The organism is Streptomyces sp. NPDC002742, assembly GCF_042888885.1.
Taxonomy (GTDB): domain Bacteria; phylum Actinomycetota; class Actinomycetes; order Streptomycetales; family Streptomycetaceae; genus Streptomyces.
Genome location: NZ_JBIAQF010000044.1, coordinates 39,034 through 56,611 on the forward strand (window position 1 = coordinate 39,034; position 17,578 = coordinate 56,611).

Annotated in this window: 19 protein-coding genes and 3 pseudogenes; 11 read left to right on the top strand and 11 right to left on the bottom strand. The window is 68.5% G+C overall.

Annotated elements, in window-relative coordinates; translation table 11 throughout:
* Positions 1-158 precede the first annotated feature (158 nt).
* Positions 159-701, bottom strand: a complete 543-nt coding sequence (locus ACFYW8_RS42170; protein ID WP_389092257.1) for an SUKH-4 family immunity protein — start codon at positions 699-701, stop codon at positions 159-161.
* Positions 702-1,408: 707 nt separating this feature from the next.
* Between ACFYW8_RS42170 and ACFYW8_RS42175 the strand changes: the two genes are divergently transcribed.
* Both ACFYW8_RS42175 and ACFYW8_RS42180 read left to right on the top strand, forming a co-directional pair.
* Positions 1,409-1,726: a hypothetical protein gene (locus ACFYW8_RS42175; RefSeq protein ID WP_389092261.1), complete on the top strand. Its 318-nt coding sequence runs from the start codon at positions 1,409-1,411 to the stop codon at positions 1,724-1,726.
* 185 nt (positions 1,727-1,911) lie between these two features.
* Positions 1,912-2,211: a hypothetical protein gene (locus ACFYW8_RS42180; protein WP_389092266.1), complete on the top strand. Its 300-nt coding sequence runs from the start codon at positions 1,912-1,914 to the stop codon at positions 2,209-2,211.
* A gap of 228 nt (positions 2,212-2,439) precedes the next feature.
* Here the strand turns inward: ACFYW8_RS42180 and ACFYW8_RS42185 are convergent.
* Positions 2,440-2,810, bottom strand: a pseudogene (locus ACFYW8_RS42185) (alpha/beta hydrolase); the annotation flags it as partial.
* A 703-nt stretch (positions 2,811-3,513) separates the two neighbouring features.
* On the bottom strand, positions 3,514-5,892 hold the full coding sequence (locus tag ACFYW8_RS42190; RefSeq protein WP_389092269.1) for an ADP-ribosyltransferase domain-containing protein: 2,379 nt from the start codon (positions 5,890-5,892) through the stop codon (positions 3,514-3,516).
* A gap of 702 nt (positions 5,893-6,594) precedes the next feature.
* On the opposite strand from ACFYW8_RS42190, the gene ACFYW8_RS42195 reads away from it, so the two are divergent.
* Both ACFYW8_RS42195 and ACFYW8_RS42200 read left to right on the top strand, forming a co-directional pair.
* Complete coding sequence (locus ACFYW8_RS42195) at positions 6,595-6,765, top strand: hypothetical protein (protein ID WP_389092272.1); 171 nt, start codon at positions 6,595-6,597, stop codon at positions 6,763-6,765.
* An 82-nt stretch (positions 6,766-6,847) separates the two neighbouring features.
* Entirely contained in the window at positions 6,848-7,201 is a 354-nt protein-coding gene (locus ACFYW8_RS42200) for a hypothetical protein (protein WP_389092276.1), read from the top strand.
* A gap of 139 nt (positions 7,202-7,340) precedes the next feature.
* Here ACFYW8_RS42200 and ACFYW8_RS42205 read toward each other — a convergent pair whose 3' ends face one another.
* Genes ACFYW8_RS42205 through ACFYW8_RS42220 form a run of 4 tightly spaced genes read right to left on the bottom strand, consistent with a single transcriptional unit; the run spans position 7,341 to position 9,313 of the window.
* Positions 7,341-7,961 (bottom strand): transposase family protein, encoded by a 621-nt coding sequence (locus ACFYW8_RS42205; protein WP_389092281.1) that lies wholly within the window; start codon positions 7,959-7,961, stop codon positions 7,341-7,343.
* Positions 7,946-8,140, bottom strand: coding sequence for a transposase family protein (locus ACFYW8_RS42210; RefSeq protein WP_389092285.1), 195 nt, complete (start codon positions 8,138-8,140; stop codon positions 7,946-7,948). The genes ACFYW8_RS42205 and ACFYW8_RS42210 overlap by 16 nt, the downstream gene beginning before the upstream one ends.
* 49 nt (positions 8,141-8,189) lie before the next feature.
* Complete coding sequence (locus ACFYW8_RS42215) at positions 8,190-8,567, bottom strand: GntR family transcriptional regulator (RefSeq protein ID WP_389092289.1); 378 nt, start codon at positions 8,565-8,567, stop codon at positions 8,190-8,192.
* Positions 8,564-9,313 carry a hypothetical protein gene (locus tag ACFYW8_RS42220; RefSeq protein WP_389092292.1) on the bottom strand — a complete coding sequence of 250 codons (750 nt, stop codon included), beginning with the start codon at positions 9,311-9,313 and terminating at the stop codon, positions 8,564-8,566. Before ACFYW8_RS42220 ends, ACFYW8_RS42215 begins: the two co-directional genes overlap by 4 nt.
* Positions 9,314-9,392: 79 nt before the next feature.
* Between ACFYW8_RS42220 and ACFYW8_RS42225 the strand changes: the two genes are divergently transcribed.
* The 3 genes from ACFYW8_RS42225 to ACFYW8_RS42235 all read left to right on the top strand — a co-directional run bounded on the left by ACFYW8_RS42225 (position 9,393) and on the right by ACFYW8_RS42235 (position 11,106).
* On the top strand, positions 9,393-9,821 hold the full coding sequence (locus ACFYW8_RS42225) for a transposase family protein (RefSeq protein ID WP_389092295.1): 429 nt from the start codon (positions 9,393-9,395) through the stop codon (positions 9,819-9,821).
* A gap of 353 nt (positions 9,822-10,174) precedes the next feature.
* Entirely contained in the window at positions 10,175-10,363 is a 189-nt protein-coding gene (locus tag ACFYW8_RS42230; protein WP_365879891.1) for a hypothetical protein, read from the top strand.
* A 332-nt stretch (positions 10,364-10,695) separates the two neighbouring features.
* Entirely contained in the window at positions 10,696-11,106 is a 411-nt protein-coding gene (locus ACFYW8_RS42235) for a hypothetical protein (protein ID WP_389092300.1), read from the top strand.
* 375 nt (positions 11,107-11,481) lie between these two features.
* Here ACFYW8_RS42235 and ACFYW8_RS42240 read toward each other — a convergent pair whose 3' ends face one another.
* Positions 11,482-12,357, bottom strand: a complete 876-nt coding sequence (locus ACFYW8_RS42240) for a LysR family transcriptional regulator (RefSeq protein ID WP_389092304.1) — start codon at positions 12,355-12,357, stop codon at positions 11,482-11,484.
* 122 nt (positions 12,358-12,479) lie between these two features.
* On the opposite strand from ACFYW8_RS42240, the gene ACFYW8_RS42245 reads away from it, so the two are divergent.
* The 3 genes and pseudogenes from ACFYW8_RS42245 (at position 12,480) to ACFYW8_RS42255 (ending at position 14,654) form a co-directional block, all read left to right on the top strand.
* Positions 12,480-13,478, top strand: a complete 999-nt coding sequence (locus ACFYW8_RS42245) for an NADP-dependent oxidoreductase (RefSeq protein ID WP_389092308.1) — start codon at positions 12,480-12,482, stop codon at positions 13,476-13,478.
* A pseudogene (locus ACFYW8_RS42250) lies at positions 13,475-13,840 on the top strand (nuclear transport factor 2 family protein); the annotation flags it as partial. The gene ACFYW8_RS42245 and the pseudogene ACFYW8_RS42250, both read left to right, overlap by 4 nt.
* A gap of 208 nt (positions 13,841-14,048) precedes the next feature.
* Positions 14,049-14,654 (top strand): class I SAM-dependent methyltransferase, encoded by a 606-nt coding sequence (locus ACFYW8_RS42255; protein WP_389092325.1) that lies wholly within the window; start codon positions 14,049-14,051, stop codon positions 14,652-14,654.
* 78 nt (positions 14,655-14,732) lie between these two features.
* Here ACFYW8_RS42255 and ACFYW8_RS42260 read toward each other — a convergent pair whose 3' ends face one another.
* Together ACFYW8_RS42260 and ACFYW8_RS42265 are read right to left on the bottom strand one after the other, a co-directional pair.
* The gene (locus ACFYW8_RS42260) at positions 14,733-15,647 is read right to left on the bottom strand and encodes a phosphotransferase family protein (RefSeq protein ID WP_389092329.1); all 915 of its coding nucleotides are present in this window, start codon (positions 15,645-15,647) and stop codon (positions 14,733-14,735) included.
* A 161-nt stretch (positions 15,648-15,808) separates the two neighbouring features.
* A complete protein-coding gene (locus ACFYW8_RS42265; RefSeq protein WP_389092313.1) occupies positions 15,809-16,486 on the bottom strand; it encodes a hypothetical protein in 678 nt (225 codons plus the stop codon).
* 325 nt (positions 16,487-16,811) lie between these two features.
* Between ACFYW8_RS42265 and ACFYW8_RS42270 the strand changes: the two genes are divergently transcribed.
* Positions 16,812-17,321 carry an SMI1/KNR4 family protein gene (locus ACFYW8_RS42270; protein ID WP_389092316.1) on the top strand — a complete coding sequence of 170 codons (510 nt, stop codon included), beginning with the start codon at positions 16,812-16,814 and terminating at the stop codon, positions 17,319-17,321.
* 19 nt (positions 17,322-17,340) lie between these two features.
* Here the strand turns inward: ACFYW8_RS42270 and ACFYW8_RS42275 are convergent.
* Positions 17,341-17,578: pseudogene (locus tag ACFYW8_RS42275) on the bottom strand (hypothetical protein); the annotation flags it as partial.

Below are 17,578 nucleotides of genomic sequence, written 5' to 3' on the forward strand. Positions count from 1 at the left end.
CCCTGGGCACCGCCCGGACGGTTTAACGGTGGAGTCGGGTATTGGAACCGTCCGAATGCCTCCGCGGAAGTGGGTGTTGAAAGGCGTTCGTCGTGGTGCCGACGCCAGCCGGAGCCGCGACTTCCACTGTGGTTCTGGACCATCCCCAACGCTGCCCCTCACCAGAGCCAGCGTTCGAGGAACTCGGCCCAGATGAAGCCGATGTAGCCCTCGAAGGCGGGAGGGTCGATCCCCTTGAGCTCGTCCGCGAGCTTGCTGAGTTCGGCCAGGGCTTCGTCCTCATGCTCGTCCGGGTCGTTGAGGATCGGAGACTGGCTCACTCGTCGGCCGTAGTGGTGCAGTGTCTGTAGCCAGAGGTCGATGGAGGAGTTGGCGAACCAGGCTTCCCCGTCGGGCAAGACGTAGTAGACCTTTCCGGTATCCGGCTCGACGCCGAAAGCCCATTGCAGACCTGGCACGAGGTCGCCGTGATGGTTCCGGGAGAGCTGATAGAGGACGGTTCCCGATGCGGTCTGGAGGGCGGGGTCCGGGTCCGTCTGGAACGTGACGTACTCGATCAGTTGATCGACGATGGGAACGCCGATGTTCACGAGCAGGGCCTTCTGATGCTCGGGGATGCGCCAGCCGGCCAGGTCGGCAGGGTCAGCCCGGGTGACGTGCTCGGCTCCGGCCCATGCGGTCATGTCTTCGTAGGTCAGCACTGGATGTCTCTCCGAGTGTTGGATGCGGTGGGCTGTCCGTTTCGACTGGCTGAGGGTGGCAGCAGGTCGCGGAGGAGGCGCACGAGGATGAGGTACTCACAGGGGACTTCCGCCGGGTGTTGGTGCGGTGCTCGACCGGAGGCTGACGTCGGCAGCGTAGGCGGCCCAGTCCCCGCCTGATGCCTGTTGCCACTGGACGGCCACTTTGATGTGGACCCCGAGCATCCGGGCGAGGATCGCGGCGGCACTCGGTGGCAAGGGTGAACAGCGCGGTGGAGCGGTCCTGCTTGGGCCGGATCCCGACCTTGTGGAGGCGCTGGCCGATCCGGTCGTCGCCGAGAGGGCGCCCAGGGTGTCCTCCCGGGACAAGCCAGGGAACGTCGTCCGGGGTGCCGATCTTGGCCTTACCGCGGCGGGTCGCGACGAGTTCGCGGACCAGGGTGGCCAGTGGCGCGGGGAGGACGACCGGCGAGGTCCCGAAAGTGATGGAGACAGTGTCGCCGTCGAAGTCGACGTCATCGACGGTGAGTTGGCTTTCGGGACAGTCCACGGGACCTCGCCCTGCTCGTCCGCCCGGGTGGCCTCGGCGGCGCCGCGGCCCCATGGCGGCTCAACTCCCACCCCGGCGGCCGGCCGGCCGTCAGACACAGCACCCAGCCGGGTTCGTCGCCGCGCGCGTGGTGGAAGTCCTGCAGGACAGCGGGCCCATGAGCCCGGACCGGTCCGGCCGGCTGCCCCAGCCCGGCCCCGGCGAGGTCCTTGTGCGCCTCGCGCATCTCCCGCTCGTGTTTCCAGAGCCCCTGGCCGCCCCGCGGTTCACCGCCACCCGGCCCGGCTTCGGACACCGCTTCGCCTGCGAGTGCGGCAAGAGCCTGGTCGGTGGGCACCCCGGAAGCGCGGACCCGGGCCGAGAGCAGCGCCTGGACCTCCGTGCACGCCAGCCAGTGCGTCCCGTCACCGTCCCGTACCGGTACAGCGACCGTGTCCGCCCGCTGCGCCCCGGATGGCTGACCGCCGACGCGTGACGGGCCACACCATTGGCATGCATATATGACTATTTGCACTGAATGAGAAATTGATTTGCATTTCTTAAGAAGCGGATTTCTAGGGCGATTTGGTCATGTCTGGGAGTGAGGATCAGTACGTGTCCGGCCGAATGGTCCGGGCAGTGCCGGGGCGTCAGCCCCGGTTCGTACGGAAAGGTCTGAACATGATCAACGGGTTGAAGAGGGCCGCGGCCCTGGTAGCGGCGACGGTGGCCCTGGCCGCGGGCGCGGTCGTCGGTACGGTCGGTACCGCGTCGGCCGCCCCGCAGGACCACCGGCCGTCGGCGGGGTCGCAGGACCACCGGCCCTCGGCGGGGTCGCACCACTGCGAGAGGGTGGCGGGCCACTGGGCGCGGCAGTGGCGTCCGGCGTTCCGGGACCGGCACCACCGCCGGCACCCCGGCCAGTGGATCCGTGTCTGGCACCCCGCCCACCAGGAGTGCCACCACTCGCCCCGTCGCTGACGCCGGCATCCGCCCGTAAGGGCGGCTGCGATTCACACAGGAACCGGCCCCGGCACGCCCTTTCGAAGGCGCGCCGGGGCCGGTTCGTCAGGTCGCACTGCTGTCAGCCGGGCCGACATTCACGCCACGCGCACCACGCGCCGATTCGGTAAGGCGTTGACCGTTCATGGGCGGTCAGCCGGCCGTCCATGAACGCCGGGGCGCCCGTACGGCTACGGCCGCACGGCGACCTTGGCAACAGTCGTCGACGAGGGCGTCGACGAGGGTGGTGCCGGTGGCTTCCGGTGCGAGCGGTAGCCCACGGAGATCACGACCGCGCCGAACTCGTCGAGCCGTTCCAGCGGGATGTCGATCTGCGAGAAGCGGTCGCCCATGACCATCCCGCCACCATGGATCCAGTAGACGCCGGGGGGGCGGCCGTGCGCGATCGGGGTGCGCGGGGCTGAAGACCGACAGGCGGATCCGGGCACCGTCCCTGGCCGGCACGCTGACCTCGCGCCTGTCGACCTGCCGGTGCGCCAGGAGCGAGCCGACGGGCGCCGAGGGCAACTGCCGCAGTTGCGCGAGAACTTCCGGGGGAGCTGGGACATGAGGGGCATGCTGGTCAGCAGCTCGCGCAGTTCGGGGTCCAGAGCGGGACGTGCTGCCGGCTCGTCAGCGCACGTACCGGTCCTCACGCTCCATCTGATGGCGGCATCACCTGACGGCGCGGCCGAGAAAGCCTGGACAGTCCACGGACGAGAGGGCGGCCTCTACCAGCGTGGCGGCTACCGGATCACCTCTGTCGAACAAGCCCTTCCCGAAGCCGGCGAACTCTTTTGATCCAGCAGAACTGACCGGCGCCGACCCCATGTTCACCCTCCACGAAACCGTCCGCTTCGCCGGGCACGGAGAGACATCATGAGGTCGGCGACACTCAGACACCCTGCCACGGATCCGCCACGGCCCCTGGGGGCCGGTAGAAGGCCAGGCGGCACGGAAGCAGCTCTGCGCCCGCGGCCGCGTCACCCGACAGCCCCGCTTCCCCACCTGCTAGCAAATCGCTGACACCGCCCACGCGGCAATCTCAGGCGCCTTCCAGATCACACCGTCCCCGGGCTCGGGCCGCGGCGAGGGCCAGGGGACGAAGGGCAGGCGTTGGCTTCTTCCTCCCGCGTTGTCGCCCACACCAGGTCGAAAGGAGGGTTTGTTCGGCAGCCCCCAGTCAGTCAGCCGACGCCGCTCAGCCGCCTCCCGGCGAGGCGTCGTTGCCGGGAGGCGCGAGCGTTCGGCAACCACGACGCGGCCCTCGTGAACGGGGGGTCAGGACACCACGGGAGCGGTGTCCGTGACCTCGCTCAGCCGGACCGTGCACAGCCCGCGGGCTTCGCTCTTCACCTCCGTCACCTTGAGCTGGGTACCTGGCGTGAGGATGTACTCCTCCTCGCCGGTGAAGGCCGAGAAGCGCTTGATCCCGACCGCCCGGGCCGGCGTCACCTCGAAGAGCGTCCGCTTGCCGCGACTGCCCAAGAACGCCCTGGCCACCTTCAGCTCGGAGGTACAGGAGGAGACGCCCCACCAGGTCACTGTCCGGCCCACCGGGTACTGCGCCCGAAGGTCCAGCGACACCCCGCGCCACAGCGGTTGCGTGTAGGCCGGCAGCTTCGAGACCGCCGAGAACAGCAGCCGCAGGTACGGCAGGTAGGGCGTGACCCTGGTGCGGTCGGGGGAGCGCAGAACGCTGTTGATCTCACGGTAGAAGGCCGACTCACAGGTGTAGAGGTGGAGCGCGGCGATCGCGTCGGCGGACGGGCCGGCGTCGGCCACCTGGTCCGCACGCTGCTTGCCGAAGTCGCGGGAGCGCTGGATGTGCCCGGCGAGCCCGGCCAGCGCCGCGGAGACCGGGGCGACGGCGTCGTGGAAGTCCATCAGCGGGGTGTCGAAGACACCGGTGATCGCGGGCAGGACCAGGCCCTCGTCCTTGACGCTGGTGAGGCGTTCCAGGTACAGCTGGTGCAGGTTCATGGTCGACTCGATGAAAGCGCCCATGCGCGCAGCGGCACCCCCGTCCGCACCGCCCGCGCCGACCGCCGTTTCGTTCCACCCCTTGCTCGGCAGCCAGTCGATGCCGTCGGCGCCCAACGAGGCCAGAGCGTCGTTGACCTGGGCGAAATGGTCGCCCTCGCAGAAGATGTCGCCCTGCGCCGCCGGGTTGGCGTGGTCCAGATGCCGCACCTCGACGTCCGGGTACTTCTGCTGGAGCCGCAGGACAACCCGCTTCAGGCTGCGGGCGTGCGCCCCCCACCACGCGAACACGACCCCGCGGTCCTCCTCGGCCGCGTCCTGCTTGGCCTTGAGGATCTCCTCGACGATCCGCTCGGCGACCGGCCGCCAGAACGCCGTGTGCTGGTCGGCCCCCATCGCCCCGTCCCCGCTCGCGGTCAGCGACGCGTTCAGCAGGAGCACGCCCTGCGTCAGCATCGCCTGGAACCACTCCGGCGGCTGGACCGTGTCCCGCTCCTTCAGCAGCGCCCGCACATCGGCGATCGGGGTCTTCTTGACGATGCCGTACTTCCACATCGCCGCCGCCTTGATGAGGCACCGAATGCTGACGACCCGGCCGAACCGGCTGTCCTTCCAGTCACTGAAGGTGTTGTCGAACATGGCTATGCCGGTGGCGCTCTCCGGCCGCGGATACGGGTTCTGACCGAAGACCACAACCTTCCACTTGTGCGGCGGGTTCGGCTTGAGCGCCTGGAACGTCAGCTCGCGGACCGGGACCACCTCAGGGCTGCGGCCCTTCCCGATGAACCGCGCGGCGTCCGGCTGCGCCTCGATGACCGGCTTCAGCAGCGGGAGCCAGGACTCCCCGCCGCCGTCGAAGAGCTCGCTCAGGGCGAGGGGGTCGATCGCACCGGACTGGGACTGCGGCGGCTGGCCCGGAGCCGGGACACCGGGCCCCGATCCGGTCATGGCGGAGGCGCCTTCACTCGTCGTGGCGGAAGGAGAGGAGGGAGCGGGAGCTACGGGCGTCGGCACGGCGGCCGCCGGTGGCACGATGCGTACCCGCTGGTCGACGGGCGCGTTCTCGATTCCGTGCAACTGGGAGACGATCGTGGAGCGCAGCTCGTCGTCGTCCTCGAACCAGTGGTCGTGAAAGAGCGTGTAGCCGGTCCACATCAGATTGGCGCACACCCGCGCCGGCACCTGGCCGGTCTGCGCCCCCAACCCGACCAGCGCCACGGACCGGATGCTGCCCGGCTTCTTCCGGTTCTGCCGGTGAACGGCCTGGAAAGCAGCCGCGCACGCCAGCGCCACGTTCAGCGTGGCACTCACATTCTGCGAGGACCGCACCATCGTCGGCGTCGATATCAGGTACCGGGGAACGGTCGCGCCGGACGGGACGCAGACCGCGCTGCCCACAGGCATGGGTCCGGCGAACCGGTCCCGGATCGCCCGCTGGACGCGCACCTGGATGCCGGACCCCAGGTACCGCTTGATGACGGCGTCGACCCCGCCGTCCATCCGGCCCAGGGAGTTGGTGGGGGTGACCCAGGCGTCGACGTCCTCGTCGAGGATCGAGCCCTTGCGGATCTCGATGCCGGGCGTGTCGGCGAACGCGGCGCGCCACGCCTCCACCACACGCTCGTTGACGTCCGTCAGCACCACCCTGAGCGCGGGCAGCACACTGCTCTCGGTCATCGTCCACTCCTGTCGTGCCACAGCGGTTCCAAGACGCCGAACGTATCGCCCACCACTGACAACGCGGCCCCGGCAAGAGGTCTATGACCTGCCGTCATGCTCTGCTGAACCCACACCGACCGGTGGCCGGATCCGGTACCACCCGGTCAGCTGCTCCTGCGCGTGGGCATCGAGCAGCACCTCACCGTCCGGGCGCCCACCGTGGGTACGCGGTCCGGATTTGCCCAGCGCCACCACACCGTCAGATCGGTGACCTGTAGCCGGTAGGCGCCCGCGACCCGGTGCTGAAACGACCACGTCGTCTCACCCACGACAGGAACCACGCGCAGCACTGCCCCCACTGCCACTGCCCTCCACTCACCACCGGGTACGGCAGCCGCAGCAGATCTGGGCCGATGCCGATCCGCCGTCTCCGAGCGGATGCATGGCGAACGAGGCGTCGGTGCCAGCCGTTACCGGCCTCGAAGACCCATTCGAAGCAACGACGTGACCAGGCGCACCCGAGCGGCCGAGGTGAGCACTCGGTTCTCGTACAGGCCGGAATGACCCGGCGGGCCCGATCCTGTCGGTCGCGGAGAACTGAGTCGCCCGCGGTTGCGCCTTGATGCCTGCTCGGCTGTGTTCTCGCTCTGCCGATTGTCAGTGGTCCGTGGGACTCTTTGAGTACGCCAGTGACGGACCGAGTACGAGACACCGCACGGCATGCGTGTCATCGCCGAGAACACAGCGGATCCCAATGCGCCGCTTTCACATTTCCATGCCGGAACTCCGCAGGCGGGCGAGCCTGCAGATGTGAACATGACCGGAAAGATCTACAAGGAAATGAAACCGAAGCACCATCTCTACTACGAACAGGGCAAATGCGGTGGTTAGCGAGTTGCGGCGTGTGCTGAGGGAGCGGCGAGAGCGCCAGGAACTGGATTGCATACTGCGTGATGCCTCAGAGGCCGTCACCATGCACACGCTGTCCTCCGCGAGTGTGCCCGAGCGCGTCATGGAAGCCGTGTGCGGTTTCTGGGACATGTCCACTGAACCGGATGCGACACTGAGCGATGAGGTTTCCCAGGAAACTCTGGACGCCTGGGTGGAGGAGCTCCTTCTTTCGCACGGCTTCCACACGTCGGCCTTCCTGTACACGGAACTGGAACTCGCCCCTTGGATCGAGTTCAGCCTGCCGCAGGCCTGGTTCTCTTCGATCCGGCAGGCGAGGAACACCCCATGGGTGTTCCTCGCGCATGACCTCCGCACGGTGGCCGCGGTCAGCGAACAGGAGTACCGGTTCGAATTCTTCGTCGCGCGTGTGGCCTGATTTAGTCCACGGGCCCCGTGCCGTGCCACTCTCGTGCCAGAACAGGCGGGGGCCCAGGGGGAACTGCGGTGCTCAAAGGAAGGATCGGTTCGATCGCTTGAGGGTGGGGCGTGCCGGCCTGGCGGTTCGGCTTGGGTGGTCACCTCTCGGCGCTGCGGTCGGAGACCAGGCCGGCGATGGCGAGGTGGGTCTGGTCGTAGTACTCGCGGCGGTCGAGGTAGCGCTGGAGGGGGCGCCACTGCTTGTGCTCGGCGTTCGCGTGCTCCACGCAGATACGCTCGCAGGACTGCCGGTGGCGTTCCTTCTCGTACGCTGCCCACTCCTGGGCCGGGGCGTTCTTCTTCGGCTTCAGCGGTGGGGCGCTGACCTGGTCGGGGAACTGCTTGGCCAGGCCTCGGTAGCCGGAGTCGACCTTGGCCTTGACGTCGGGGAACTGTTCGAACAGGTCGGCGATCCCTTCCGTTCTCACGGCACTCTGGTCATGCATCCGGCCGGGACGGATCGCGCCGGTCCACAGGGTCCGGCCCGCCTCGTCGCTGATCACGGTGGCCTTGTTGGTGTTCTGCCGCAGTTTCCCCGAGACGAAGGCGCGCCGTCCCGGCTTGTTGGCCTTGGGGCGTCGCACCTTCACCTCGGTGCCGTCCAGCCGCAGTTCGACGCCCTTGGCGCGGGCGTAGGCGAAGACGTCGGCCAGGGTGTGCAGGCGCACGTGGGGCTCGCCGGGGACGGCGAAGCCGCGGGCGGTCAGCAGCGGGCGCACTCGTGGACCGCGCGGGTGATCGTGGAGCGGTCCACACCGTAGAAGACGGCCAGGGCCGCGTGGGGCAGTTGGAAACGCAGGATGACCAGTGTCGCGATCACTCGATCGGTGAACACCAGCTGGTGGTCCGGGCCCGCTCCCACGGCGCGGAGTCGGCTGTGGCCTCGCCGGTTGTGCAACCGGCCCTCCTCCGCGCCGGCGGTTGCAGGGCCCGCCCCCGTACAGCCGCTACTCGTCCAGCGCGTCCCGTACCGCTCGCTGCACCGTCTCCCTGTCCGCGCCCAGGCCCCGGGCCTCGGTCACGAAGCGGAGGGCCAGTTCCGCCAGTTTGGCCGGGTCTGGTGTCCGGGTCGGTGCCGGAAGCGGGGCCACCCGTGTCCCCGCCCCACGGCGGGTGCGGATCAGGGACGCCGCCTCCAGTTCGCGGTAGGCCCTCGCCACCGTGCCCGCCGCCAGGCCCAGGTCGGCCGCCAGCTGGCGCACCGTCGGCAGGCGTTCCCCCTCCGGCATGCGGCCCGTGGTGATGAGTGCGGCCAGCTGGGCGCGGATCTGTTCGTAGGGCGGGACGGGGCTCGCGGTGTCGACGTGGACGACGGGACCGTTCACCGGCGCACCCCGGCCTTGGGCGCGATCACCGTGAACAGACACCACGGCACGGTGACGAGGGCGACCAGGGCCGTGGGCCACAGTGCCCAGTTCGCGAGGCGCCCCACCGTGCCGTCGCAGCCGATGTTCATCAGCGCGCCCGACGCCGTCGAGGCGGCGCCGAGAAGGGGCGCGGAGACCAGCAGCCCCCATGCGGCGACGATCGCCAGCGACCGGTCGCGGCGGGTCTGCTCGTCGCCGGGGCGGCGGGCGATCCGGGTCAGGGACCAGACGCACGCGGTGGTGGAGACGGCGAGGGCGGCGAGGATGGGCAGGCCGTAAAAGAGGCCCGGCCAGGGGCTCGTGCTCGCCGTGCTTCCGTCCGGGCAGGTCACGGTCAGGGAGCGCCCGGCGCGGCCCATGTCGTCGGGCGAGGCGGCCACGGCGGCCACCGCCAGCAGGACGACGAGGACGGCGGCCTCGGCGAGGAGCAGCAGGGTCATGCGCGGTGGCACGTAGTCGCGAATGCGGCGCGGCGCGAGACCGGCCGTGCGGACGGTTCCCCGCGGCGGCGGTGTCAGCGCGTCGCCCACCAGGACGCCAGCGACCGCGCAGAGCCCGAACACCGGGATGGCGTACAGGATGCCGACGCCGAGGCCGTCGTTCGAGCCGACCTGGCGGGCGGCGACGAGTCCGACGAGCAGCCCGGCCCAGCGCGCATAGCGGTCGGTGGCGGTCGGGCTTGGGACGGTGCCGAGTTCGCGCATGAGAAACCCCCGTGTGCTCGTACTTGTACTCACCGCTTGTATCAAGCAGTGAGTACAAGATGTGGCCCAGTGGGGATTTGTGTCAAACGGTTGGTACAACTCGCGTGTCCGGCACTACCCGGCTGGTCACCTTTCCGAGCCCGACCCGTGTCCCGGCCGGATGCACGACCAGAGTGCCGTGAGAACGGAAGGGATCGCCGACCTGTCCGAACAGTTCCCCGACGTCAAGGCCAAGGTCGACTCCGGCTACCGAGGCCTGGCCAAGCAGTTCCCCGACCAGGTCAGCGCCCCACCGCTGAAGCCGAAGAAGAACGCCCCGGCCCAGGAGTGGGCAGCGTACGAGAAGGAACGCCACCGGCAGTCCTGCGAGCGTATCTGCGTGGAGCACGCGAACGCCGAGCACAAGCAGTGGCGCCCCCTCCAGCGCTACCTCGACCGCCGCGAGTACTACGACCAGACCCACCTCGCCATCGCCGGCCTGGTCTCCGACCGCAGCGCCGAGAGGTGACCACCCAAGCCGAACCGCCAGGCCGGCACGCCCCACCCTCAATCGCGCACCACCTCGTTGGTCTGTCAGGCCGCCGTGCTCGTCCTCCAGGTGCCTCCAGTTGCACCGGTGGAGTTGGCCGGCCGAGGTCAGCTCTGCCTGCTTGATGGCGATCAACTCGTTGCGGTCGGGTACGGCTTCGATGTACCAGAGACCGCCGTCCTCGTCAGCATGGCGGAAGTGGTGCCGCAGGGTGGCGCCCTCGTCGAGTGCTCGGTAGTACGCCATGATCTCTGCCGTGATGCGCTCCAGGTCGGCCATGAGGCCATCGTGCCGGCGAGCGCATGCGGAAGCACGGCGGGAACGGGGGGACTGTGAGCAGGAGACGCTACGTAGCCCGGGGTGTGCCAGGTGGATACCGGATCTGGGACAACCGAGGGCGTCGATGGTGGGGGGATCTCTACGAGTTGTGTCCTGACGATCTCGTGGCCGAGCTGAACGGCCAGGCGGACCCTGCACGGATCGCTGCGCTGATGAAGCACTACAGGGCGCAGAAACGATAGGTACGGCCGAAGCGGGATGCCGCATGTGCGCAATGCAGTCGCACCAGATCGGGCGGGGAACAGCGGGGAATCACGGTGAAAGCAGCCAAGCCCGAGCAGGCCGCGCCCGCGCCGTTCGCCCAGATCACTGGCCGAACCATCCCCCCCAAGTGACCGCAGCTTCCCAAGCTGAGGTCACGTTTGCCGTGGCCGGAGGTGCCTGAAGACGGCAGCCAGCGGCCCGCAAACAGACCTTCGATATCTTTAGTAGATTGACGTTGTCCCCTGTCGAAGTCGCGGCGGGCCTCCCTCTCCCCGCCGAAGAGGTCGCACCTACGGTCTGGAAGATTTGCATGACAAACGTCGCTCCCTTGGGGATATTCGGCAGGATCGCGAGCCAGTCCACCTTTTCGGAAAATGCCAACGAGCTCCGACAGCGGGTGGGTGCTATATCCAGAGAGGAACGGGGAAGGATCGTCGATTACCTTCGCTCCGGTACCCCCATCATCGCCCTGATGGGATTTTCGGAGGACGTCTTGGGCAACAAGTTCTCCCGGCCCGGCGGTACCGCCATCATGAGCGACGGGCAATTCTTCTGGCGACTCGACGCAGCTGACTACGTGCAGCACTACGGGATCGAGTTGCCCGAAGGGTTCATCGCCCACGGCGATGCCCGGCAGTGGGCCCCTGCGGTCCTTTCTCGAGAGGAGGTGGCACAGGTTGACCGCCACCTCGGCCACCTGAGGAAGACCGGGGCTCTTTGAGTCCTTTTCAGCAAGACGTTCATCGCAGACAGGGCGAGGCCCGCCATCGCCTTCCGGGACCGCAAGGTCCTGACCTGCAACATCTAGGCGCTGCCGGGCTGCCGCTCGCAACAGGCAGGGCTCCGGAACGTATCTCAACGACGACCCTGAACAATACGTGCGTGTTGACCTGGTCGGATCTGAAGCTTGCCTGCACCCTCATGCGATGCGGCAACGGTTCCTGGTCGAGACGGCGTGTTTGATCGCCGTTCCAAACGGTCGGACGCTGAGCCGGCACAACGTAGCCCCGAGCGATACCGGCAGATGTGCGACGAACATGGCGCGCGCGAGCCCCGCTTGGTGCAGTTCAGCGCCAAGCGGGTCGGCTGGTCCAGGTCAGGCTGCCGGGGCGGTCAGGACGGTCTTGGCAGCCAGCCGGAGATTCCTGATCATCGGATTCGGGTCGCCCTTGCGGCTGACCAGGACGACCTGGCTGGGGGGAGCGTCCTCGATCGGGATGGTGACGAGGTCGGGACGCAGTGAGCTACGCCGATCGCCGACAGGTAGCACGGCGATCGCCCTGCCACTCGCGACGAGTTCGAGCTTGTCCTCGTAGCTCTCGATCGGCGGCAGGCCGGCCCCGAGGATCCGGTAGGAAGTCCAGTCCGCAGTCTCGAACGCGCACGGCGCCGCCTCCTCGCCGGCCAGTTCTTCCGCGGTCACCGACGCGCGGTCGGCCAGGGGATGGCCGCGCGGGACCGCGAGCATCCGGGGCTCCTCGTACAGCGGGGTGGTGAATACGTCGTTGGCGGCGAACGGCAGCGGGGCCCGCGAGATCAGGGCGTCGACGCGCTTGTCGGACAGCGCCCCGACGTTGCGGCAGCTCAGATGCCGGGTGGCGATCTCGGCGTCCGGATAACGACGGCGCAGTTCCCGTACGGCGGCAGTGATCACCAGGTCTTCGACGTAGCCGATGACGATTCGTTGGGTCTCGGCTTGTTCACGCACGGCCAGCTCGGCCTGGCGGGCTGCCTGCAGCAGGGCTTGGGCCCGGGGGAGGAAGCTCTGGCCGGCCGGAGTGAGCCGGGTGCCCTGGGGTGTGCGGTCCAGCAGCCGTACGCCGAGATACTTCTCGAGCCGTTGGATCTGGCGGCTCAGCGCGGGCTGGGCCACGTGCAAGTCGGCGGCAGCCCGGCCGAAGTGCTGGTGTGCCGCCACCACGGTGAAGTAGCGCACCAGCCGCAGTTCCAGGTCCTGTCCGAGATCGTTCACCCTTCCAGCGTACGCGTCATGCCGTTTCGGAATGAGCAGGTTGCCGAACCGGTCTTGGACGGCCATGCCGTCCTGGGCCTTGACTGAAGGAGCAACGTTTCCCCAGGAAAGCGACAGGCGCGATGAAGGCGATCCAGTTCCACGAAGTGGGCGGGCCGGAAGTTTTGCAGTATGACGAGGTGCCGGTTCCCGAGATCGGCCCGGGCGAGGTGCTCGTCCGGGTGCACGCGGCGGGCATCAACCCGCCGGACTGGTACCTGCGTGAGGGGATGAAGGTCATGCCGGCCGAGATGAGGCCGGCGCTGGAGTTCCCTCTGATCCCCGGAACGGACATGTCGGGCGTGGTCCAGGCGGTCGCTCCGGACGTGCTGGGGTTCGCCGTCGGTGACGAGGTCTTCGGCATGCTGCGGTTCCCCGGATTCGACGGCCGGACGTACGCCGAGTACGTGGCCGCGCCGGCTTCGGACCTGGCTCACAAGCCGGCCGGTATCGACCACGTGCAGGCGGCTGGGGGGCCGATGGCCGTGCTTACGGCCTGGCAGTACCTGGTTGAGCTCGGCCACGACGTGCCGTCTCCATTCACCGGTCAGGTGCACCGGCCGGTGCCGATCACGCCAGGGATGACCGTGCTGGTCAACGGGGCCGCCGGTGGAGTGGGCCACTTCGCGGTGCAACTGGCGAAATGGAAGGGGGCACACGTCATCGCGGTGGCCTCGGGCCGGCACGAGCAGTTCCTGCGCAAGCTCGGCGCCGATGAGTTCATCGACTACACCAGGACGCAGGCCGCGGACGTGGTCAGCGGTGTGGACCTGGTGATTGACACCGTCGGGGGCCCGGACAGCTCACGCCTTCTGAGCGTGCTCAAGCGCGGCGGCACCATGCTTCCGGTGTTCTTCGCCGAGTACGACCCGGAAGAGACGGCGAGTCTGGGCATCACAGTCTCGAACATTCAGGTGCGTTCCAACGGTCCCCAGCTCGCCGAGATCGGGCGCCTGTTCGGCGAGGGCAAGCTCCAGGTCGGGGTGGACAGCACCTACCCGCTGCCCGAAGCGGGCAACGCACACAAGCGAGCCGCGCAGGGCCACCTCCAAGGCAAGATCGTGCTGACGATGGTCTCGTGATCGCCGAACTCCAGCAGGCGGTGGCGAACTACGCCCACGCCCTGGACGAGCTGAATGTGCCCGAGCTGGAAGCGGTCCTGACCGAAGACACCACCTGGACCTTCACGATGCCCGGACAGGGAGTGCTCGGCCCAGTTGCCGGACGCGCGGCGGTGCTCGACTTCGTCCGTGACGGGCACACGGTCCAGACCGGAAGGGTGCGGCACCACCTGGCCAATGTCGTGGTCACGACAACGGACGCCACCGCCGCTGAGGTGCGGGCCTACCTGGTGCAGACGAGGAACACCGGCGAGAGCATCCAGATGATCTCGACCGGGGTCTACACATTCGGCCTGCGCCGGTCCGACGGTGGGTGGCGGATCGCCGAGCTCACCCTGACGCTGGGTCGTGTATGGCGTTCACCTGGCGCTACGTCGTACGCGGCGACGGAGACTTCTGCCGCGTCGGCAACCTTGATGGCAGCCTCGACAACACCAGCGACGATTCAGCACGATCGCGCGCCTGGTCGACCCGGACCTGCCACCAGACCTCGACCTGTTCTCCTTCCTCTGCGCCGACCTGCTCCACCACATCGCCCGCCAACTCGACCTACGCCCCCGGCAGATCCTGGCCGATCTGGGCTGCGGCCGCGGCGGTCCCGGCCTGTGGCTCGCCGCCCGTGCACACGCGGCCCTGGTCGGCATCGACTTCTCCCCGGTCGCCATCGCCCAGGCCCGCCACCGGGCCGCACCCTTCGCAGCCGACGCGGCTTTCGCCGTGGCCGACCTCGCCCGCCTCCCCCTCACCGGCCAATGCGTGGACCGGGTCCTGGCGTTGGACGCCCTGCAGTACGCCCCCGACCGCGTCGCTGCCGCCCGCCAGGCCCTGCGCATCCTCAAGCCCGGCGGCCGCCTGGTCCTCACCGGCTGGCACCCGCACACCCGCGGCGACGAGCACCTGCCACCACGCCACCGGCACACCGACTGGACTCGCGTGCTGCACACGGCGGGCTTCACCGGTGTGCACTGCACCAGCACCCCGGCCTGGGACGACGCCTACCAGGGGATCTACCGCACCGCGCTGACCCTGCACGCCGAGCCCGGCTCGGCACTCGCCGGACTTCAGGGCGAGGCCCGCCGGCGCCTGCCCACCGCACACCTGCTGCGCCGCGTCGCCGTCACCGCCGTACGAGACTGAGCGAGGGCCGCGTGGGCTACGCCGTGGCGAGCGCGGTGAAGAAGGAGGACGGCGGCACTGGGCGGCAGGCGTCGACGTTCAGATCAGCTTGGTCAGAACGGCAGCCATGGAGGTGTACGTGTCATCGACACCGGAGGGGTTGTGGAGGCGGTGCCGCTCCAGCCGGATCGCCCCCAGGTGCCGCGCCTCGTAGATGAGCGCTCGCCAGGCGTCGGAGGACGTGGCGGCGCGGGGACCGTAGGTGTCCCAGAATGCCGTGCGTTCATCCGTCTTGGCGCTGGCCATACGGATGGTCCAGTCGGCAGCCCGATCGCCCCACAGGGTGCGGTCCAGGTCGAGAACACCGCTGATGACCGGCGTGGGGGCGGCCGCGAGCATCGTGTTCACGGTCCACAGATCGCCGGTGAGCAGCCGGGGTTCGGTGATCTCGTCCAGGACCTTGTGGTGTTCGGCTGCAAGGTCAGCGACCTTGCGTACGTCGGCGGCGTCCAGCCCGGCGCGGCTGACATCGTCCGCAATGGCGGACAGGGAGGCCAGCACGGCCTCACTCCATGTGGCATAGCCGGGTCCGGCGACGGGCCCGAAGCGCGAGCCGCGTACGGCGTGGATGTCCTTCGTGATCGTGCCGAGCTGGGCGAAGAAGCCCGGCCAGAGGGTGCGGGGGTAGTCGCCGAGACGGTCGGGGGCAGGCGTGCCGTCGAGGTGGCTCTGCACCATCCAGTCCCGGCCGGTGATCTCCTGCGACCAGTCGGCGGCCAGGACGCGCGGAACGAGGCCGGCGATGGGAGCGAGGAAGGGGACAGCGGCGTATTCGTTGCGCATCAGCTCGTGCTCGCTGGCGAACTGCCGTTGCCGAGCGGGGGCGATACGCAGGATGACCGGCCCGCCGTCCGCGCGGAGCCGGTAGGTGTTGTTGTACATACCGCCTCTCAGCTCGACCGCCGAGGTGACGCGGACGCCGCGGCCGAAGGCACGCAGGGCAATCGCCTGGATGTCCTAGGCCGTGACGGACTGCTGGAAGGCTTCGGGGGCGCGGGGGATGGGGCGGAAGTCCATGACGCTCCTTATACGGCCTTGTCGGGGGCCGGGCCGGTCTCACAGGTTTGCTTCACGCCAGTCCGGCGGCGGTTCCACGGCGTTCGTGCCGCGTGGATTCAGAGGGGTGTGCCGTCGCAGTCGACGTAGCCGTCGGGGCCGAGGTGGGGTTCGATGCAGCCGTCGTGCGCTCCGTCGGGATCGTCGCCCGGGGTCGCGTGCCGGGCAAGGAAGGCGCCGGCGTGGGCTGCGGCCTCGGTCCGGGTTCTGTACGGTTGCCCGGCCTGGCCGCTGGTGCCGTTGGCTCCAGCGGCCTCCCAGATGAACCCTCCCTCGCCAGGGAGCTGAATGATCTCGGCGACACCCCCGCCGAGCCGGAGCTCGAACGGTTCGCCTTCGCCACTGGAGCCGTCGGGCTTGCGCACGGCACCGGGCCAGCGCAGCCTCGCCGCCTGCTTGGTGATCCCCCAAGCCGCCCCGAGCTGCGCGTAGCTGGCTCCGGTGCCGCCGGCGGTGCGCGCCGCGCTGTCAGCAATGCGCCTGGCGATGCCCTCGATCTCGTGAAGGGCGTACAGGTACGTGAGTTGCCAGTCCGGCGAGATCATGATGCCGTTGGGGGCTTCTTGACCTTCGGCGCGGTAGGCGGACGCGCGCGTGGAGATCGCACGGGTCAGAACACGGGCGGCTTCAGCCACCTGGTCTTGGAGTTGCAGGACCTCGTCGTCGCCGGGTTCCCGGTACGGGGGCTCCTGCAGGGGCATGACGTCACGCCAGAAGTCGTCCAGAGTGGATTCCATAGCGACAAGTATTCTTGTCGCTAGTTGTGTGTGGGAATCCGACCTTGGCTCACCGAGCCGCATACCGAAAGGTATGGCGGCCCCCACGCCGCCTCGGAGGAGAGCCGGCTGCGCCACCGTCCGCGACATCGACGATCGCGTCCTGGTGCTGCGCTGCGGCGAGGGCGACTGGCTTTGTTCACGAGAACGGGTTCTGGCACAGATCTTGGGTAGCGGTCGCGGAGGGTGACCTCGATGTTCGGCTCAACCGCGCCTTGGGAGCAGGTGGGGATGGTTTGGGGGATGGATATGGACGAGCGAGGGGTTCGACCTCGATGATCACCAGGTGGGAGAAGATGAGATCGTCGGGCGGGTACAGGCTTTTGCGCAGGCACACCGGCTGCCTCCGCCGGCGCCTGAAGAAGCAGTGGTGGAGCTCGAAGCCATCGTGGGATGGCCCATGCCTACCTTGCTGCGACGCTTGTACCTCGAGGTCGCCAATGGTGGGTTCGGACCCAGTAGCCGAGTCATGTCCCTCACCAATACCGGTCAGTGGTTCAGCGAAGAGGAGTCACTCCTCCAGTTCACGCGCGCAGCCGCAGCTCACCCGGATCCTTCGGATCCGCCGCGCCACACGGTGCCGCTGATGACGCTTGGCTGCGCCGTCTGGTGGTTCGTCGATTTCAGCACGCCAGACGGTCGCATGTGGGGCTGGGAACCCAATTCACGCTGTGAGCGGCATTGCCTCTTCCGGGAGCGCTTCACTCTGGCGCAGTGGCTGACGGACTGGCTGGACGGGAACCGAGCCTTTCCCCAGCCGCCCCCGTCGGCGGGCTGTCCTGACTGCGAGAACTAGGGCGTGTGTGATGTCGTGATCAGTTGGCGGCTTTCAGGAGATCGTCGATCCAGATCATTGCGGTGCGGAGGTGGAGGCCGGCGAGGTAGCTCTCGGGCGACTTGTCGTATCGCGTGGCGATCCCCCGCCAGGCTTTCAGTTTGTTGATCAGGCGCTCGACGCTGTTGCGCTCCTTATAGAGATCGGTGTCGTGGCTGACGGGCCGGCCGCCTCCGGCGCCCTTCTTCTTCCGGTTGGCGGCCTGGTCCTTCTTCTCG